Raw genomic sequence first — 18,784 nt, 5'->3', positions numbered from 1 at the left:
AAGGTGGCGGTGGGCGACAGCCTGCCGGGGGCCACCACGACGCCCGCGGCAACGCCCGCACCCACGCCCACGTCCACGGTGACGCCCACTCAGGCTGGCGCGACGCCGACGGCCACGCCCAACACGACGCCGTCCGCGACGGCCTCTACGACCACTGCGCCGAGTGCGTCCGCCTCGCCGTCGGCCGACGCGTCCCGTGCGTCCCGTAGTGAGGCCCGGGCCGCCGCTCCGGTCGCCGACCCGAAGCCGGCTGACGCCAAGCCCGCCGAGCGCGAGCTGGTCAAGATCGGTTCCGGCGAGCAGCAGGTCAAGTTCGGCTGGCTGGGCAAGCTGCCCAAGCCGAAGCTGGAGGGCAACAAGGCGACGTACGTCGATGCCCGCCCGGGTGTGGATCTCGTGCTGGAGGCGACCCGGACCGGCTTCGAGCAGTTCCTGATCGTCAAGAACCGCTCGGCCGTGTCCCAGACCGGCACGGTGACGATCCCGCTCGACACCACCGGTCTGACCGTCGCCCCGCAGCAGGACGGTTCGATCCAGCTGCTCGACAAGGCGACCGGCAAGCCGACGGTCCGCATCCCGGCCCCGGTCATGTGGGACGCCGCGGTCGACCCGGCCTCGCAGGAGCACCTGAACCGTGGCGCGGTGACGATGGAGCTGCGCGGTCAGGGAGCGGACACCGAGCTGGTGTTCACCCCGGACGCGGCCTTCCTCGCGGACGCGAAGACCCAGTTCCCGGTCACCATCGACCCGGTGGTGGATGTCGGCACGACCTTCGACACCTACGTCCAGACCAACGAGAACTTCGACGCCTCCGCGTCGACGGACCTCAAGCTGGGCAGCTACGACGGCAAGGTCGTGGCCAGGTCGTTCCTGACCATCCCGGGCGGTTCGTTCAACGGCAAGCAGATCCTGGGCGCCAACCTCTACCTCGCCAACTACCACTCCTCGTCCTGCGTCCCGAAGCAGTGGGAGGTCTGGAACGCCGGCGGCGCCGGACCGTGGGCGCGCTGGAACAACCAGCCCGCCTGGGGCCAGAAGTGGTCCACGTCGAACGACACGTGGGACATCGGTGGCGACGGCGACTCGTACGACTGCTACGCCCCGGACGGCACCTACTGGGCCAGGGCCGACGTCACCGAGATGATCCGGTACTTCGCCGGGTTCGGCTACAACGACTACGGGATCGGCCTGAAGGCCGCCGACGAGTCGAGCAGCCTGTCCTGGAAGCGTTTCGAGTCCGCCCAGGGCGGCCACCCGCCGTTCGTCTCGATCACTTACAACACCGTCCCGGCCACCCCGGGAACGGTCGAGGTGCTGCCCTCGCAGCAGGGCAACCCGCGCTACACCTCGGACGCGAACCCGCGCTTCCAGGTGCAGGCGGCCGACCCCGACGGTGACGACCTGACGGTCTACATGGACCTGTGGCGCGGCGGCACGCTCATCGGCAGCATCGCCAGGAAGACCCCGAACGGCACGATCGCCACCGTCCGCCCGTCCGACTACGGCATCGCCCGACTCGACGAAGGCGTGCAGTACACGATCTACGCCATGCTCGACGACGGCAAGTCCCGCTCCGGCTGGGTGGGCACCAACGTCGTCGCCGACACCGTCAAGCCCGGTACGCCGTTCGTGAGTTCGGCCGACTACCCGGCCGACGGCCTGTGGCACGGCACGGCCAACCAGCCGGGCTCGTTCACCTTCTCGCCCGCCCCGGGCACCGACGACACCTCGGCCTACGTCTACACCCTCGACGGCGGCACCCCGGTCACGGTCGCCGCCACCGGCGCCCTGACCACGAGCATCACGCCGACCACCGAGGGCCGGCGCGTGCTCAGCGTGCAGTCCAAGGACCGCGCGGGCAACCTCTCCCCGCCCGCGACCTACGTGTTCCAGGTCGGCCAAGCCGGCATCAGCTCGCCCGTCAACGGCACCCAGTCCGCCAAGCGCGTCAAGCTCTCCGTCGACGCCCAGACACAGTTCAAGCGCGTCGTCTACCAGTACCGCCGCGGCCCCGGCGCCACCGAGTACAACGTCCCGCGCGCCAACCTCACCAAGGCCGACAACACCCCGGTCACCGAGGACAAGCCCCGGCTCGCGGACCTCGGCCCGCACGCCAACTGGAACGTGCTCGACACCCTCGGCCAGGTCGGCGGCGTCGTCCAGGTCCGCGCCGTGCTCTTCCCCGAAGACGGCTCCGGCAACGGCTACACCACCGTCTGGAACACCATGACGGTCGACCGCAACGCCGACGGCGCGGCCACGAAGGACATCGGACCGGGTTCGGTGAACCTGCTCACCGGTGACTACACCACCGACGCGACCGACGCCGATGAACGCGGTCTGTCCGTCAAGCGCGCCACGTCCTCCCGCGACCTCGGTCGCGGCTGGCAGCCCCAGGGCGAGCGCCTGACGATCAACCAGCGCCAGATCAGCACGGACGCCTCCGGTTTCGCACCGGGCCAGGCGAACCTTGCCCGCTCCACCGAGCGCGGCCACGACAGCTCCACCGACTCGCTGCTGGTCACCTCGAACGGCCAGCTCGACTCCTACGCCAGCATCGGCCCGGACGACCACACCCTGTCCCTGGGGATGAAGCCGGGTCGTACCTACCGCCTGACCGGCTGGATCTACGTGCCGGGCGCGACCGGGTTGAACCCGGACTTCGCTGACCGGGGCCTGCGCCTGGCGGGATTCGTCAAGACCGCGGCGGGCTACACCAAGATCACCTCGGAGAAGGCGGCCTACACGGACGCCTGGCAGCAGCTGACCGTCGACATGGCGGTGCCGACCGATGCCACCGAGGCCTTCTTCCGCCTCTACAACGGCTTCACGGCCTCGGGCAAGCAGGTCTACTTCGACGACCTGTCGCTGAAGGAGATCGTCGCCCCCTTCGGCCCCCAGTGGGCCGGCGGCCCCGACGCGGGCACCGGCTCGGACTACCGGGCACTGTCGTTCCCGCAGTCCGACCTGGTCGAGATCAAGGGCAACGACGACACCTCGCTGACCTTCGCCAAGGGCGCTGACGGAACGTTCTTCCCCGAGCCCGGCGCCGAGTCCCTGACCCTCAAGGCCGTGCCGACCAAGTCCGGCGCGCTCGTCCTGTCCACCTCGGGCCAGTGCCTGGAGGTGCCGAACGGCGCCGCCGGCAACGGCGCCCGACTCCAGCCGGCCCCGTGCACCGGCGCCGCCAACCAGCAGTGGACCCGCGGCGACGACCTGACTCTGCGCCTGCTGGACTACTGCCTGGACAACCCCTGGGGCCAGACCAACGACGGCACCCCCCTCACCCTGTGGGGCTGCAACGGCGGCGACAACCAGCAGTGGGAGGTCCGCCCCAACGGCACGGTGACCAACCGCCACTCCGGCAAGTGCCTGGACACCGACAAGGGCGCCTCGATCTGGGTCTGCTGGGCAGGCCCGAACCAGATCTGGGACGTCCAGACCGCCGGCACGACGTACGAACTGGCCGCACTCGACGGCTCCAAGACCCTCTTCGCCCGCCAGGCCGGCTCGAACATCTACCAGGTGGTCAGCGAAACGGGGCCCGACGCCGCGTCGACCACCCGCTACCAGTACGACACCACCGACGGCCGCTCGCTCGTCAAGCGCGTCATCCCGGCCGTCGAACCGGGCGTGGACGACGTCAACAACTGCACCGTCGACCCGCTGCCGCGCGGCTGCGAAGTGATGGAGTACGACTACGCCAAGGTCACCACGGCGACCGCTTCGGCTCCGGGTGACTACCTGGACCGCGTCCGGGGCGTGAAGGTCTGGTCGTGGAACCCGGACACCTCCAAGCAGGAGCCGGTCGAGGTCGCGCACTACGCCTACGACGACAAGGGCCGTATCGCCCAGGTCTGGGACCCGCGTCTGGCCACCCCGTTGAAGACCACCTACGGCTACGACGACACCGGCCGGGTCACCCGGATCGGTGCCGCCGGTGAGCTTCCCTGGAGCTTCGACTACGGCAAGGCCGCGGCCGACCAGGACCCGGGCCGCCTGCTGAAGGTCCGCCGCGGCACGCTCGCGCCGGGCAGCAAGGACCAGGTCATCGGCGAGAACGCGACCAGTGTCGTGTACGACGTGCCGCTGACCCGCGGCAACGGTGGTCCGTACGACCTGGCAGGCTCGGACGTGGCCAAGTGGGCGCAGACCGACGCCCCCACCGACGCCACCGCCGTGTTCGGCCCCGAGGACGACCCGGGCACCAACACCGCCTCGGCGGCGAAGCCCGGCCCGGACGGCTACAAGCCGGCCACCGTCCACTACCTCAACGCCTCCGGCAACGAGGTCAACACCGCCGTCCCGTCGGTTACCCCCGGCGGTGACATCGGTACCTCCGAGTACGACCGCTACGGCCACGTCGTGCGGTCCATCACGGCGACCAACCGCTCGATCGCGCTCGGCACCCACCCGGACGCCGACAAGTTCGCGGCCGAGCTGAACCTGCCGACGGACTCCGCCTCGCGCGCCCGTCTGCTGGACTCCCGTACGGTCTACTCGGCCGACGGCATCGACGTGCTCGACACGCTGGGCCCGGCCTACCGTGCCTCGCTCGCCGAGCAGGTCAACGGCCAGACCGCCCCGGTCTCCGTCACGTTCGAAGCCGAGAAGCTCCCGCAGCTCGGCACCAACACCAAGATCCAGATCGACAGCAACTGCTGCGGCCTGACCTGGTCCGGCGGCGCCCACCTGAGCATCCGCGGCACCTCCGCCGGTGCGTTCGACAGCATGCGGGTCACCGTGCCCGAGGAGGGCGACTACGTCCTCTCCGGCCAGCTGACCAAGTACACCGACCACGGGATCATCCAGTGGGCGATCGACGGGAAGGACGTCGGTCAGCCGATCGACACCTACACCGCCACGCCCGCCGTCGTCCCGTACACCGTCGGCGACGCCGTCCACCTGACGCGCGGTGACCACGAGCTGAAGCTCACGGTCACCGGCACCAACACGGCCAGCGGCGGTGAGCGCTTCCACGCGGGCGTCGACACCGTCACCCTGACCAAGACGACCGTCAACCCGACCCTCCCGGCCGGCACCTCGGTCGTCGCCCGTGACCACAACACCAACACCTACGACGAAGGGAAGCCCGACGGCCAGGCCTACCACCTGGTCACCACCGCCACCGACGGCGCCCGCATCGACGGCTACGCCGACGACACCGAGCTCCGGGTCACCAAGACCGGCTTCGACGCGCCGATCGGCGGCACCTCCGGCTGGACGCTGAAGAAGGCCACCTCGGTCACCACCGACGCCCTCGGCGCCAAGCTGACGGCGTACGTCAAGTTCGACGCTTCGGGGAGGGCGCTGGAGTCGCGTAAGCCGGGGTCGAACGGCAGCGACGCCGGCACGGTCAAGTCCGTGTTCTACACGGCCAAGGCCAACCCCGACGACGCGGCCTGCGGCAACCGTCCCGAGTGGGCGGGCCTTCCTTGCGCCACGCTGCCCGGCGGCTCCGTCACCGGTGCGGACGGCTCGCGGATGCCGACGACTCTGCCGGTGAAGCGGGTCACCCGCTACTCGGCGTTCGGCGAGGCGGAGGAGACGACCGAGAGCAACGCGGGCAAGTCCCGTAAGACGGTCACCGTCTACAACAGCGTGGACCGGGTCCTCTCGACCGAGATCACCTCGGACGAGGGCAAGCCGCTGCCGAAGATCACCACCGAGTACGACCCCGTGACCGGTGACGCGGTGAAGACCACCGCCGACGGCAAGTCCCTGACCCGGGTCATCGACGCGCTCGGACGGCTGATCTCCTACACGGACGCCGACGGCTCCACCACCACCACGGAGTTCGACCGGTACGGCAAGCCGGTGAAGGTGAGCGACCCGACCGGATCGACCACCTACGCCTACGACCGCGCGAAGGAGCCGCGCGGACTGGTCACCTCGGTCAACGACAGCGTCGCGGGCGAGTTCACCGCGAAGTACGGCCCGGACGGCCAGCTCGTCGAGCAGACCTACCCCGGCGGCATCGTCCGCAAGGACACCTTCAACGCGGTCGGCGAGGCCACCAGCCGCAGCTACACCCGCAGTTCCGACAACACGGTGATCTGGTCCCAGACCACCGACATCTCCACCCAGGGCCAGGTGGCCAAGGACATCAGCTCCACCGCCACCCGCTCCTACCAGTACGACCGGCTCGGCCGGCTGGTGAAGGCCGAGCAGACCACGGTCGCCACCGGTTGCGTCACCCGCCAGTACGCCTTCGACACCCACTCCAACCGCCTGTCCAAGCAGACCTCCCCGCGCGGGGCGGCCGGCGAGTGCAGCACGGCCGGAGCCACGGCGGAGAACCACACCTACGACAGCGCCGACCGCCTCACGGACGCGGGATTCGTCTACGACGCCTTCGGGCGGACGGTGCAGACCGCCACCGGCGCGACCAACACCTACTGGGCCAACGACCACGTCGCCGCCCAGGAGAAGGGAGACACCAAGCAGGAGTGGGCCGTCGACGCCGCCCACCGTCTGACCGCCTTCACCACCAGCAAGAAGCAGGCCGACGGCACCTGGGCCAACGCGACGTCGAAGCTGAACCACTACGGTGACGACTCCGACCACGTCCGCTGGACCGTCGAGGACACCACCCAGGGCATCCTGACCCGCAATGTGTCGGGTCCGGACACGGATCTGGTCGCCACCACCAGCAAGACCGGTGATGTCCAGCTGCAGCTGACCAACCTGTTCGGCTCCGTGGTCGTCACCACGGACACCGCGCTCACCAAGCCGGTGGTGCTGGACTTCGACGAGTTCGGCATTCCGCAGGACGGCCAGGCCAACGTCCGCTTCGGCTGGCTGGGCGGCAAGGAGCGCTCCGCGGAGGCCCAGGACGGCGACATCCTCATGGGTGCCCGTCTCTACAGCCCCGCCCTCGGCCGCTTCCTCCAGGTCGACCCGGTCCCCGGCGGCAACGCCGGCCCGTACGACTACTGCACCGGCGACCCGATCAACTGCACCGACCTCGACGGCAACTGGGGCATGCCCAAGTGGCTGAAGAAGACGGTCGAGGTCGTCGCCAAGGTCGCCGAAGTGGCCTCCAACATCCCCGGCCCCATCGGCGCCGTCGCGGCCACCGTCTCGGCGGTCTCCTACGCGGCGACCGGCAACTGGGAGAAGGCGGCCGAGATGGCCGTCACCGCCGTCGCCGCGACGGTGGGCGCCGGCCCAGTGGTCAAGGCCGTCGCGGCCGCGGCCACAACGGTCAGGGCCGCGTCCCGGGCCGGGAAGGTCGCCTCGATCGCCAGGACGGTGTTCCGGCGGACGGAGGCGGTTGCCTGCCCGATCGGAAACTCCTTCACGCCCGACACGCCGGTCCTCATGGCGGACGGGAGCTACCTGCCCATCTCCGGGATCCAGGTCGGCGACTACGTCATGGCCACCGATCCGGACACCGGCACACAGTCGGCGCAACCCGTGCTCGACGTCATCGTCGGATACGGCGTCCGGCACCTGGTCGCGATCGACACGGCCGACAACTCCGTGACGGCGTCGGTCGTGGCCACGTCCAACCACCCCTTCTGGGTGGCCGGGCGCGGCTGGGTCGCGGCGGAAAGCATCCGGCCCGGAGACCTGCTGCGTACGTCCTCCGGACAGCTCAAGCCCGTGACGCACTCCTCCGATCTCGGGAATGTGCCCGACCAGACGGTCTACAACCTGAACGTCGGGAATCTGCACACCTACTCGGTGGCGACGGGCGAGGGGGACGACAGCCTCGTCCACAACTGCAGCGGCCATCTCCTCGGCATCGACATGCACCACATCCGTTCGGGGCATCGCGCCATGGCCGCGGCCGGTGACAAGAGCAAGTTCCGGAACAACAGCGCCTCCAGCATCCGACGGATGGTCAAGGTCGCCGTCAAGCAGGGGAAGCGTGCCCCGAACGACGCGCGGGGCGGCCATGTCCACATCTACGATTTCAACCGGAAGATCGGCGTCGACCGAAACGGTCGTACCGCAACCGCCATCAAGGTCGTGGTTCGAGGCCGCAAGGTGGTGACGGCCTACCCGGTCAGGATCGGAGGGAAGGGAATTCCGTAACCGACTGACCCGCCGCCTGCGGTGCCCGCACCGCAGGCGGCGGGGCCCTCCGTACCATGACGGATCGATCGGGCCTATCTGAGAGGGATCACATGGGGTTCGTCATCGAACTGCGGCGCACGAAGCCGACCACGAAGAGCAAGCGCGTTGCCGGACCACCAGCCCCCCTGGGCGCACTCGAGCGCTACGTCGAAGACGGAGAACTGCACTCGGCCGTAAGGCGCATCGGCAGCAGCAGGCTGCCGACTCTGGCGGGCCTGGACCCTTACCGGGACCACAAACTCCAGGGCGAGGCCGCCCGGCGCCTCGTGAAAGAGCTCGAGACAGTGAGCCTCGACTCGCTGGATCCTGATGAGCGCACCGTTCTGGAAAAACTCCTGGAATGGGGGCGCAGGTGCCAGGCGGATCCCGATCTGCGGATCGGGTTCACCGGGGACTGAAGCAATTGAACGTGCAGGTGGCGGAGCCTTGTTTCCAAGGCTCCGCCACCTGCCTTTTGACAGGGGTAACAGCATGCGGAAACGGCGCAGTCCGTGGGCGATCGTCCACTTCCTGATCGGACTCGTGTGCGCACTGGTCTCGGTCTCCACTGCGGCGTACGCCACCAGGGTCGACGACCTGATTCCGATCGTCCTCTGCGGCGTTCCCGGGCTGGTTCTGACGGTGCGCGCCCCGATCTACGGAGTGTCCTTCGGACCGGCCGGGCTGAAGTACTCCGGGCTACTCCGGGCACGCTCGTACACCTGGTCCGAGGTCGAGAGGGTGGAGCACGCCAAGGCCGCGGGAACGCTCTTCTCCTCCGACCTCCCCGAACTGGTACTGGCCGACGGCAGGACCGACCAACTGCCGCTGCTGGCAGGCTACGGCTTCAGCTCGAAGGCGAACAGGAGGGTGGAATCCCTCGTGGCCGACATGGAGAGGGCGCGGGCGGCGGCGTCTCCGTCACCGGCCTGATCCACCTGTCCGGTCACTCCGGGAGAGAGATCATCGTTTCCGGGCTGATGGCTGTCGGCCGCGGCCTCGTCGCGGTCCTGGACCGGGCCGACACCACTGAGGGGTTCAAGATCCCCTCCAAGGAGCTGAAGAACTCCCTGGGGAGGTCGAGCAGACGCTCGAGGAGAAGCCGCCGCGACGACCGCCTGCGTGCCGACATGGCCACCCTCGACGGACTCGGCGCCGGCCTGGCCATCGACGACTTCGGCACCGGCGGCGAGCACCGGCCCAGCCCCGGCACCCTTGACGTCCGCTGAATGGCTGCGCGGATCACATCCGAACGGTGGGGGCGAGTGCGAATGCGCACATTTCCACTCTTTGGTAACGAACCGTCACCACGCCACCGTGATCCGTTACGGAATCTTGATCACGATTGATGACTGACCGTCTGCTGAGAGTGAAAGATTTTCATCTGGCTTTAAGGAAGCCATTCCCAGCAATGGAAATCTCTTGAGAGAGTCTTGATGACACGACGGTCTCAGGCCTCGTCCGGTTCCACCGGCGGGGCCTTCTCCACGCGTAGGACGCGCCGAATAGCGGCGCTCCTGACGCTCGGTCTGCTGGTGCAGACCGGCGTGGCGGTGGACGCGATCACGGCTGCCCCGGCAGTTGCCGCGCCCACTCCGCCCACGCCCCCAGTTGCTCCCAGCACGGAGGCGCCCGACGAGGCGTCGGCCCTGCTGTCGGCCCGACTGCAGAAGCGCCGTATCGAAGTCACCGGCGCCCGCACCGAGTTCACCACCCTGTGGGCGAACCCGGACGGCACGCTGACCTCCGACCGGTCCACCGGACCGATCCGGATGAAGGTCGGCGAGGCCTGGGTGCCCGTCGACACCACCCTGGTGCAGACCCCCGACGGCAAGGTGGCGCCGAAGGCGCACCCGGGCGGGGTCGTCTTCGAGGGCGGCGACGCCGGGGTGACGGTGGGCGACAGCCTGCCGGGCACCACCCCGACGACGGCGCCCGCGACAACGCCCGCACCCGCACCCACGCCCACCGTGACGCCGAGCGCTCAGGCCGGCGCGACGCCGACGGTCACGCCCAGCGCGACACCGTCCGCGATCGCGACCTCGGCCGCCTCCGCGACCGGGACCACCGCGCCGAGTGCATCCTCCTCGCCGTCGGCCGACGCGACGCGTGCCTCCCGCAACGAGGCCCGTGCCGCCGCTCCGGTCGCCGACCCGAAGCCGGCCGACCCGAAGGCCGCTGACGCCAAGCCCGCCGGCCAGAAGCCCGTCGAGCGCGAGCTGGTCAAGATCGGTTCCGGCGAGCAGCAGGTCAAGTTCGGCTGGCTGGGCAAGCTGCCCAAGCCGAAGCTGGAGGGCAACAAGGCGACTTACGTCGACGCCCGCCCTGGCGTCGACCTCGTGCTGGAGGCGACCCGGACCGGCTTCGAGCAGTTCCTGATCGTCAAGAACCGCTCCGCCGTCTCCCAGACCGGCACGGTGACGATCCCGCTCGACACCACCGGCCTGACCGTCGCCCCGCAGCAGGACGGTTCGATCCAACTGCTCGACAAGGCGACCGGCAAGCCGACGGTCCGCATCCCGGCCCCGATCATGTGGGACGCCGCCGTCGACCCTGCCTCGCAGGAACACTTGAACCGCGGTGCGGTGACGATGGAGCTGCGCGGTCAGGGCGCGGACACCGAGCTGGTGTTCACCCCGGACGCGGCCTTCCTCGCGGACCCGAAGACCCAGTACCCGGTCACCATCGACCCGGCGGTGGACGTCGGCACGACCTTCGACACCTACGTCCAGACGAACGAGAACTTCGACGCCTCGTCCTCGGTCGACCTGAAGCTGGGCAGCTACGACGGCAAGGTGATGGCCCGGTCGTTCCTGACCATCCCGGGCGGCCCCTTCAACGGCAAGCAGATCCTGAGCGCCACCCTCCACCTGGCCAACTACCACTCCGCCTCCTGCACCCGGGACCAGTGGGAGGTCTGGAACGCCGGCGGCGCCGGACCGTGGGCCCGCTGGAACAACCAGCCCGCCTGGGGCCAGCGGTGGTCCACGTCCAACGAGACGTGGAACGTGGCGACCGGCTGCACGGGTCCGGGCGGCAACTACTGGGCCAACGCCGACGTCACCGAGATGATCCGGTACTTCGCCGGGTTCGGCTACGACGACTACGGGATCGGCCTGAAGGCCACCAACGAGTCGAGCGTCATGTCCTGGAAGCGCTTCGAGTCCGCTCAGGGCGCCCACCCTCCGTTCATCTCGATCACCTACAACACCGTCCCGGCCACCCCGGCGACGGTCGACGTACTGCCCTCGCAGCAGGGCAACCCGCGCTACACCTCGGACCCCAACCCGCGCTTCCAGGTGCAGGCGGCCGACCCCGACGGTGACGACCTGACGGTCTACCTGGACCTGTGGCGCGGTGGCACGTTCATCGGCAGCATCGCCAGGAAGACCCCGAACGGCATGGTCGCGACGGTCCGTCCGTCCGACTACGGCCTCGCCCGTCTCGACGAGGGCGTGCAGTACTCGATCTGGGCCATGCTCGACGACGGCAAGTCCCGCTCCGGCTGGGTGGGCACCAACGTCGTCGCCGAGACCGTCAAGCCCGGTACGCCGTTTGTCAGTTCGTCCGACTACCCGGCGGACGGCCTGTGGCACGGCACGGCCAACCAATCGGGCTCGTTCACCTTCTCGCCCGCCCCTGGCACCACCAACACCGCGGCCTACGTCTACAACCTCGACGGCGGCACCCCGGTGACGGTCGCCGCCACCGGCGCGCTCACCACGAGCATCACGCCGACCACCGAGGGCCGGCGCGTGCTCAGCGTGCAGGCCAAGGACCGCGCGGGCAACCTGTCCCCGCCCGCGACGTACGTGTTCCAGGTCGGCCAGGCCGGCATGAGCTCGCCCGTCAACGGCACCCAGTCCGCCAAGCGCGTCAAGCTCTCCGTGGACGCCCAGACGCAGTTCAAGCGCGTCGTCTACCAGTACCGCCGTGGCCCCGGCGCCACCGAGTACAACGTCCCGCGCACCAACCTCACCAAGGCCGACAACACCCCGGTCACCGAGGACAAGCCGCGTCTGGCGGACCTCGGCCCGCACGCCAACTGGAACGTGCTCGACACCCTCGGCCAGGTCGGCGGTGTCGTCCAGGTCCGCGCCGTGCTCTTCCCCGAGGACGGCTCCGGCAACGGCTACACCACCGTCTGGAACACCATGACGGTCGACCGCAACGCCGACGGCGCGGCGAGCACGGACATCGGTCCGGGCTCGGTCAACCTGCTCACCGGCGACTACTCCACCGACGTGACCGACGCCGACGAGTTCGGCATGTCCGTCAAGCGCACCGCCTCCTCCCGCGACCTCGGCCGCGGCTGGCAGCCGCAGGGCGAGCGCCTGACGATCAACCAGCGCCAGGTCGGCACCGACACCACCGGATTCACCGCCGGACAGGCAGCCCTGTCCCGTTCCACCGCGCGCGGCCACGACAGCTCGACCGACTCGCTCCTCGTCGTGCCCGGTGGCTCCGGCACCTGGGACTCCTACGCCGCGCTGGGCCCCGAGTACACGCTCGGCCAGGGCATGCAGCCCGGCAAGACGTACCGGCTGACCGGCTGGATCTACGTCCCCGGCGCGACCGGTCTGGACAACCCGCTGACCAACCGCGGTCTGCGCATGGTCGGCGTCTACCGCACCCCCGCCGGCTACGGCGAGACCGTCTCGCCGAAGGCCGCGTTCACCGACGGCTGGCAGCAACTGACGCTGGACATGGTGGTGCCCAAGGACGCCACCGAGGCCTGGTTCCGTCTGTACAACGGCAATGCGGGTGGCAGCGGGAAGGAGGTCTACTTCGACGACCTGTCGCTGAAGGAGATCGTCGCCCCGTTCGGCCCTCAGTGGGCCGGCGGCCCCGATGCCGGCCCCGGTTCGGACTACCGGGCGCTGTCGTTCCCGCAGTCCGACCTGGTCGAGATCAAGGGCAACGACGACACCTCGCTGACCTTCGCCAAGGGCGCTGACGGAACGTTCTTCCCCGAGCCCGGCGCCGAGTCCCTGACCCTCAAGGCCGTGCCGACCAAGTCCGGCGCGCTCGTCCTGTCCACCTCGGGCCAGTGCCTGGAGGTGCCGAACGGCGCCGCCGGCAACGGCGCCCGGCTGCAGCCGGCCCCGTGCACCGGCGCCGCGAACCAGCAGTGGACCCGCGGCGACGACCTGACGCTGCGCCTGCTGGGCTACTGCCTGGACAATCCCTGGGGCCAGGTCAACGACGGGACCCCGCTCACCCTGTGGGGCTGCAACGGCGGCGACAACCAGCAGTGGGAGGTCCGCCCCGACAGCACGGTGATGAACCGCCACTCGGGCAAGTGCCTGGACACCGACAAGGGCGCCTCGATCTGGGTCTGCTGGGCAGGCCCGAACCAGATCTGGGACGTCCAGACCGCCGGCACCACCTACGAACTCAGCGAGCTGGACGGTTCCAAGACCGTCTTCGCCCGTCAGGCCGGATCCAGCATCTACCAGGTGGTCAGCGAAACGGGGCCCGACGCCGCGTCGACCACCCGCTACCAGTACGACACCACCGACGGCCGCTCGCTCGTCAAGCGCGTCATCCCGGCCGTCGAACCGGGCGTGGACGACGTCAACAACTGCACCGTCGACCCGCTGCCGCGCGGCTGCGAAGTGATGGAGTACGACTACGCCAAGGTCACCACGGCGACCGCTTCGGCTCCGGGTGACTACCTGGACCGCGTCCGGGGCGTGAAGGTCTGGTCGTGGAACCCGGACACCTCCAAGCAGGAGCCGGTCGAGGTCACGCACTACGCGTACGACGACCGCGGCCGCCTGGTCGAGGTGTGGGATCCCCGTCTGGCAACGCCGCTGAAGCACACGTACGGCTACGACGACGCAGGCCGGGTCATCCGGAACGGCGCCGCCGGAGAGCTGCCGTGGAGCTTCGACTACGGCAAGGCCGCGGCCGACCAGGACCCGGGCCGTCTCCTGCAGGTCCGTCGCAGCACGCTCGCGTCCGGCAGCAAGGACCAGGTCAACGGCGAGATCGCGACCAGTGTCGTGTACGACGTGCCGCTGACCCGCGGCGCCGGTGGTCCGTACGACCTGGCAGGCTCGGACGTGGCCAAGTGGGCGCAGACCGACGCCCCCACCGACGCCACCGCCGTTTTCGGCCCCGAGGATGCGCCGGGCACCAACACCGCCTCGGCGGCGAAGCCCGGCCCGGACGGCTACAGGCCGGCCACGGTGTACTACCTCAACGCCTCCGGCAACGAGGTCAACACCGCCAGCCCATCGGTCACTCCCGGCGGTGACATCAGCACCAAGGAGTACGACCGCTACAACCACGTCGTACGCAGCCTGACCGCGACCGACCGCTCGATCGCGTTGGGTACCCATCCGGACGCCGACAAGTTCGCCGCCGAGCTGAACCTGCCGACGGACTCCGCCTCGCGCGCCCGTCTGCTGGACTCCCGCACGGCCTACTCGGCCGACGGACTCGACGTGCTCGACACGCTGGGCCCGGCCTACCGCGCCTCGCTCGCCGAGCAGGTCAACGGCCAGACCAACCCGGTCTCCGTCACCTCCGAGGCCGAGAAGCTCCCGCAGCTCGGCACCAACACCAAGATCCAGATCGACAGCAACTGCTGCGGCCTGACCTGGTCCGGCGGTGCCCACCTGAGCATCCGCGGCACCTCCGCCGGCGCGTTCGACAGCATGCGCGTCACCGTGCCCGAGGAGGGCGACTACGTCCTCTCCGGCCAGCTGACCAAGTACACCGACCACGGGATCATCCAGTGGGCGATCGACGGGAAGGACGTCGGTCAGCCGATCGACACCTACACCGCCACGCCCGCCGTCGTCCCGTACACCGTCGGCGACGCCGTCCACCTCACACGCGGCGACCACGAACTCAAGCTCACGATCGTCAACACCAACCCGGCCAGCGGCGGTGAGCGCTTCCACGCGGGCGTCGACACCGTCACCCTGACCAAGACGACCGTCAACCCGACTCTCCCGGCCGGTACTTCGGTCGTCGCCCGGGACCACAACACCAACACCTACGACGAAGGGAAGCCCGACGGCCAGGCCTACCACCTGGTCACCACCGCCACCGACGGCGCCCGCATCGACGGCTACGCCGACGACGTGGAACTGCGCGTCACCAAGAACGGCTACGACGCCCCGATCGGTGGCACCTCCGGCTGGACGCTGAAGAATCCCACGGCGGTCACCACCGACGCGCTCGGTGCCAAACTGACCGCCTACGTCAAGTTGGACCCGGCTGGGCGTGCACTGGAGTCGCGTAAGCCGGGGTCGAACGGCAACGACGCCGGGACGGCCAAGACGGTGTTCTACACCGCGGGCAGCAACCCGGACGACGCCGCGTGCAGCAATCGCCCGGAATGGGCGGGAAGCCCCTGCGTCACGATGCCCGGTGGCACGATCACCGGTGCGGACGCTACGCGGATGCCGACCACCTTGCCGGTCAAGCGGATCACCCGCTACTCCCAGTTCGGCGACCCGGAGGAGACGACCGAGACCAACGCGGGCAAGTCCCGTAAGACGGTCACCGTCTACGACGCCGCCCAGCGAGTCGTCTCGACCGAGATCACCTCGGACGAGGGGAAGCCTCTGCCGAAGGTCACCGCCGAGTACGACCCCGTAACGGGTCACACGGTGACGACCTCCTCCGGCGGCAAGTCCGTCAGCCGGGTGCTGGACAGTCTCGGCCGACTGCTGTCGTACACGGACGCCGACGGCAGCACCACCACGACGGAGTTCGACCGGTTCGGCAAGCCTGTGAAGGTCTCCGACCCGACTGGCTGGAAGAGCTATACCTACGACCGCGCGAAGGAGCCGCGCGGGCTGGTCACTTCCGTCAACGACAGCGTGGCAGGCGAGTTCAGCGCCAAGTACGGGCCGGACGGACAGCTGGTCGAGCAGATCTACCCTGGTGGGATCGTCCGCAAGGACACCTTCGACGCGGCCGGCCACGCGACAGGTCGGAGCTACACCCGTACCTCCGACAACACGACGATCTGGGCCCAGACCACCGACGTCTCGACCCAGGGCCAGGTGGCCAAGGACACCAGCTCCACCGCCACCCGCTCCTACCAGTACGACCGGCTCGGCCGACTGGTGAAGGCCGAGCAGACCACGGTCGCCTCCGGCTGCGTCACCCGGCAGTACGCCTTCGACGCCCACTCCAACCGTCTGTCCAAGCAGACCTCCCCGCGCGGGGCGGTCGGCGAGTGCAGCACGGCCGGGGCCACGGCGGAGAACCACACCTACGACAGTGCCGACCGTCTCACCGACCCGGGCTTCGAGTACGACGCCTTCGGCCGCACCGTGAAGACCGCCACCGGCGCAACCAACACCTACTGGGCCAACGACCACGTCGCCGCCCAGGAGAAGGGAGACACCAAGCAGGAGTGGGCGATTGACGCCACCTTCCGCCTCACCGCGTTCACCACCAGCAAGAAGCAGGCCGACGGTACCTGGGCCACCACCTCGTCGAAGCTGAACCACTACAGCGATGACTCGGACAGGGTCCGCTGGACGGTCGAAGACACCGCGCAGGGGACGGTGACCCGCAACGTCTCCGGCCTGGACACCGACCTGGTGGCCACCACCAGTAGGACCGGCGACGTCCAGCTGCAGCTGACCAACCTGTTCGGTTCCGTGGTCATCGCCACCGACACCGCGCTCGCCAAGCCCGTCGTCCTCGACTTCGACGAGTTCGGAATCCCACAGGATTCCCAGGCGAATGCCCGCTACGGCTGGCTCGGCGGCAAGCAGCGCTCCGCCGAGGCCCAGGACGGCGACATCCTCATGGGTGCCCGCCTCTACAGCCCCACCCTCGGCCGTTTCCTCCAGGTCGACCCGGTTCCGGGCGGCAACGCCAGCCCGTACGACTACTGCACCGGCGACCCGATCAACTGCACGGACCTCGACGGCAACTGGAGCATCAAGGGGTTCCTGAAGAAGACGGTCGAGGTCGTCGCCAAGGTCGCCGAGGTCGCGTCCTACATCCCTGGTCCGATCGGAGCCGCATCAGCAGTAGTCTCCTCCGTCGCCTATGCGGCCACCGGGAACACCGAGAAGGCGACCGAGATGGCCGTGATGGCGGCCGCTCAGGTGGTCGGTGCGGGAGCCGCGGTCGTCGCGACCGTCGCAGCGGTCAAGGTGGTCAAGGCCGTGAAGGCGGCCCAGAAGGTCAACGCGATCTTCAAGGACTCCCGAGTGGGCGTACGGCTGTACAACATGCCCATTATCGGCAAGAAGTCGAGGCTCTTCGCAGACAAGTACGCCCCCGGGAACACGGCCCAAAGGTCCGGTTGGCTGAACCGGGGCGACAGGGGCACCAGATGGTCGGCTGGCTGGAGCGCCCGGGGCACCTGGCCGGGGAAAAATGTCCCCAGGCAGCATCCCGGACAGGCAGTATCGAGGAAGAAGTCGAAAGCTCGGGCTGTCTTCCGACTCAAGGTCGCAGGCCGGAAGATCGATCTGTGGAACGGACCGTGGAGGTAATGGATGGGATCGGATGAACCGACCTTGAACAACTCGGCCGAGGATCTCGTGGCGGCAGCCGACCGTTCCGGCAGCTTCTCCGACATCGAGATGGTCGAGGTCTCAAGTGAGCCGAGGACGGTCGACATCCATCTGGAGACTCCGGCCGGGCACGAGTACATCGTGATGTTGAGGGAAGACATCGGCAAAGCCAGAGTGCTCTACGAGGACTACGTTTTCGACGACGTCTCCGCCCACCGGGTCCTGGATTTCGTGGGCCTGATGGAACGGGGTGAGGTCGACCTCTCGTTCACTCGGTTCCTCGGGCGGCAGCTGGTCCTGCGCGTCTCCCTTCCTGAAGGGGACTGGGTCGACCAGCGCCGATTCGCCAATGATCTATCGGAGTGGGAGAAAAGCGTCCTCGAACGTCCCTGACCGGTAGACCGGAAGACAACGGCCGCAGGGGTAGACCCCTGCGGCCGTTGCCATTGCCCGGAGACTGCCCGCCGACGCTGTCGGCGGGCAGTCTGCTGTGCGGGCCGGTCGCCACTCTGATTCCCGCAGTGCTGAATTTCTTCTTCAAGCCGTTCAACCTCTAGGTTGTCCGATCAGTGGGCATCGATCCGCTGAAGCAGCCTGTCGGGGCGCCGTCCGATCTCCGGACGGCGCCCCGGCGCACAACCTGACTGGGGAGACACGATGCGGAAACGGCGCAGTCCGTGGGCGATCGTCCACTTCCTGATCGGACTCGTGCTCGCACTGATCTCGATCTCCACGGCCGCGTACGCCACCAGAGTCGACGACCTGATTCCGATCGTCCTCTGCGGCGTTCCCGGACTGGTTCTGACGGTGCGCGCCCCGATGTACGGAGTGTCCTTCGGACCCGCCGGGCTGAAGTACTCCGGCCTGCTCCGGGGACGCTCGTACACCTGGTCCGAGATCGAGAGGGTGGAGTGCGCCACGACCCCGGGAACGCTCTTCTCCTCCATCCTCCCCGAACTGGTACTGGCCGACGGCAAGTCCGACCAGCTGCCGCTGCTGGCGGGCTACGGCTTTGGCTCGAAGGTGAACAAGAGGGTGGAAGCCCTCGTGGCCGACATGGAGAGGGCGCGGGCGGCGGTGTCTCCATCGCCGTCCTGATCCCGCAGCCATATGCCGGGTTGCAAGCTCACCCGAAGGGCCCGCCGGTCGATCCGGCGGGCCCTTCGGCTGTACCGGGTCGGGGTGTGCGGGGATTCCCGGCCGCTGATCCGGTGCTA

Annotated in this window: 7 protein-coding genes; all 7 read left to right on the top strand. The window is 69.0% G+C overall.

Translation table 11 applies throughout. The features are described 5' to 3' along the window. Window positions 1-9 precede the first annotated feature (9 nt). The 7 genes from J0670_RS08620 to J0670_RS08590 all read left to right on the top strand — a co-directional run bounded on the left by J0670_RS08620 (window position 10) and on the right by J0670_RS08590 (window position 18,665). Complete coding sequence (locus tag J0670_RS08620) at window positions 10-8,043, top strand: ricin-type beta-trefoil lectin domain protein (protein ID WP_207810836.1); 8,034 nt, start codon at window positions 10-12, stop codon at window positions 8,041-8,043. Between the two features lie 92 nt (window positions 8,044-8,135). Beyond that, the gene (locus J0670_RS08615) at window positions 8,136-8,483 is read left to right on the top strand and encodes a hypothetical protein (protein WP_207810835.1); all 348 of its coding nucleotides are present in this window, start codon (window positions 8,136-8,138) and stop codon (window positions 8,481-8,483) included. 73 nt (window positions 8,484-8,556) lie between these two features. Further along, complete coding sequence (locus tag J0670_RS08610) at window positions 8,557-8,997, top strand: hypothetical protein (RefSeq protein WP_207810834.1); 441 nt, start codon at window positions 8,557-8,559, stop codon at window positions 8,995-8,997. A gap of 47 nt (window positions 8,998-9,044) precedes the next feature. After that, entirely contained in the window at window positions 9,045-9,293 is a 249-nt protein-coding gene (locus J0670_RS08605; protein ID WP_207810833.1) for a hypothetical protein, read from the top strand. A 207-nt stretch (window positions 9,294-9,500) separates the two neighbouring features. Beyond that, window positions 9,501-17,546 carry a ricin-type beta-trefoil lectin domain protein gene (locus J0670_RS08600; protein WP_207810832.1) on the top strand — a complete coding sequence of 2,682 codons (8,046 nt, stop codon included), beginning with the start codon at window positions 9,501-9,503 and terminating at the stop codon, window positions 17,544-17,546. 3 nt (window positions 17,547-17,549) lie between these two features. Continuing rightward, window positions 17,550-17,960: a hypothetical protein gene (locus J0670_RS08595; protein ID WP_207810831.1), complete on the top strand. Its 411-nt coding sequence runs from the start codon at window positions 17,550-17,552 to the stop codon at window positions 17,958-17,960. A 315-nt stretch (window positions 17,961-18,275) separates the two neighbouring features. Next, window positions 18,276-18,665, top strand: coding sequence for a hypothetical protein (locus tag J0670_RS08590; protein WP_207810830.1), 390 nt, complete (start codon window positions 18,276-18,278; stop codon window positions 18,663-18,665). The last annotated feature ends 119 nt before the right edge of the window (window positions 18,666-18,784 follow it).

The sequence above is a fragment of the Streptomyces sp. FH025 genome, from assembly GCF_017427025.1.
Lineage (GTDB): Bacteria > Actinomycetota > Actinomycetes > Streptomycetales > Streptomycetaceae > Kitasatospora.
The sequence above is the reverse complement of the archived record's forward strand: the minus strand, read 5'-3'. Positions and strand labels throughout refer to the sequence as shown.

What these genes read in the sequence shown, in the direction of transcription:
- J0670_RS08610 (WP_207810834.1), top strand. Translation starts at nt 8,557, where the DNA reads ATGCGGAAACGGCGCAGTCCGTGGGCGATCGTCCACTTCCTGATCGGA.
- J0670_RS08600 (WP_207810832.1), top strand. Translation starts at nt 9,501, where the DNA reads ATGACACGACGGTCTCAGGCCTCGTCCGGTTCCACCGGCGGGGCCTTC.
- J0670_RS08615 (WP_207810835.1), top strand. Translation starts at nt 8,136, where the DNA reads ATGGGGTTCGTCATCGAACTGCGGCGCACGAAGCCGACCACGAAGAGC.
- J0670_RS08605 (WP_207810833.1), top strand. Translation starts at nt 9,045, where the DNA reads ATGGCTGTCGGCCGCGGCCTCGTCGCGGTCCTGGACCGGGCCGACACC.
- J0670_RS08595 (WP_207810831.1), top strand. Translation starts at nt 17,550, where the DNA reads ATGGGATCGGATGAACCGACCTTGAACAACTCGGCCGAGGATCTCGTG.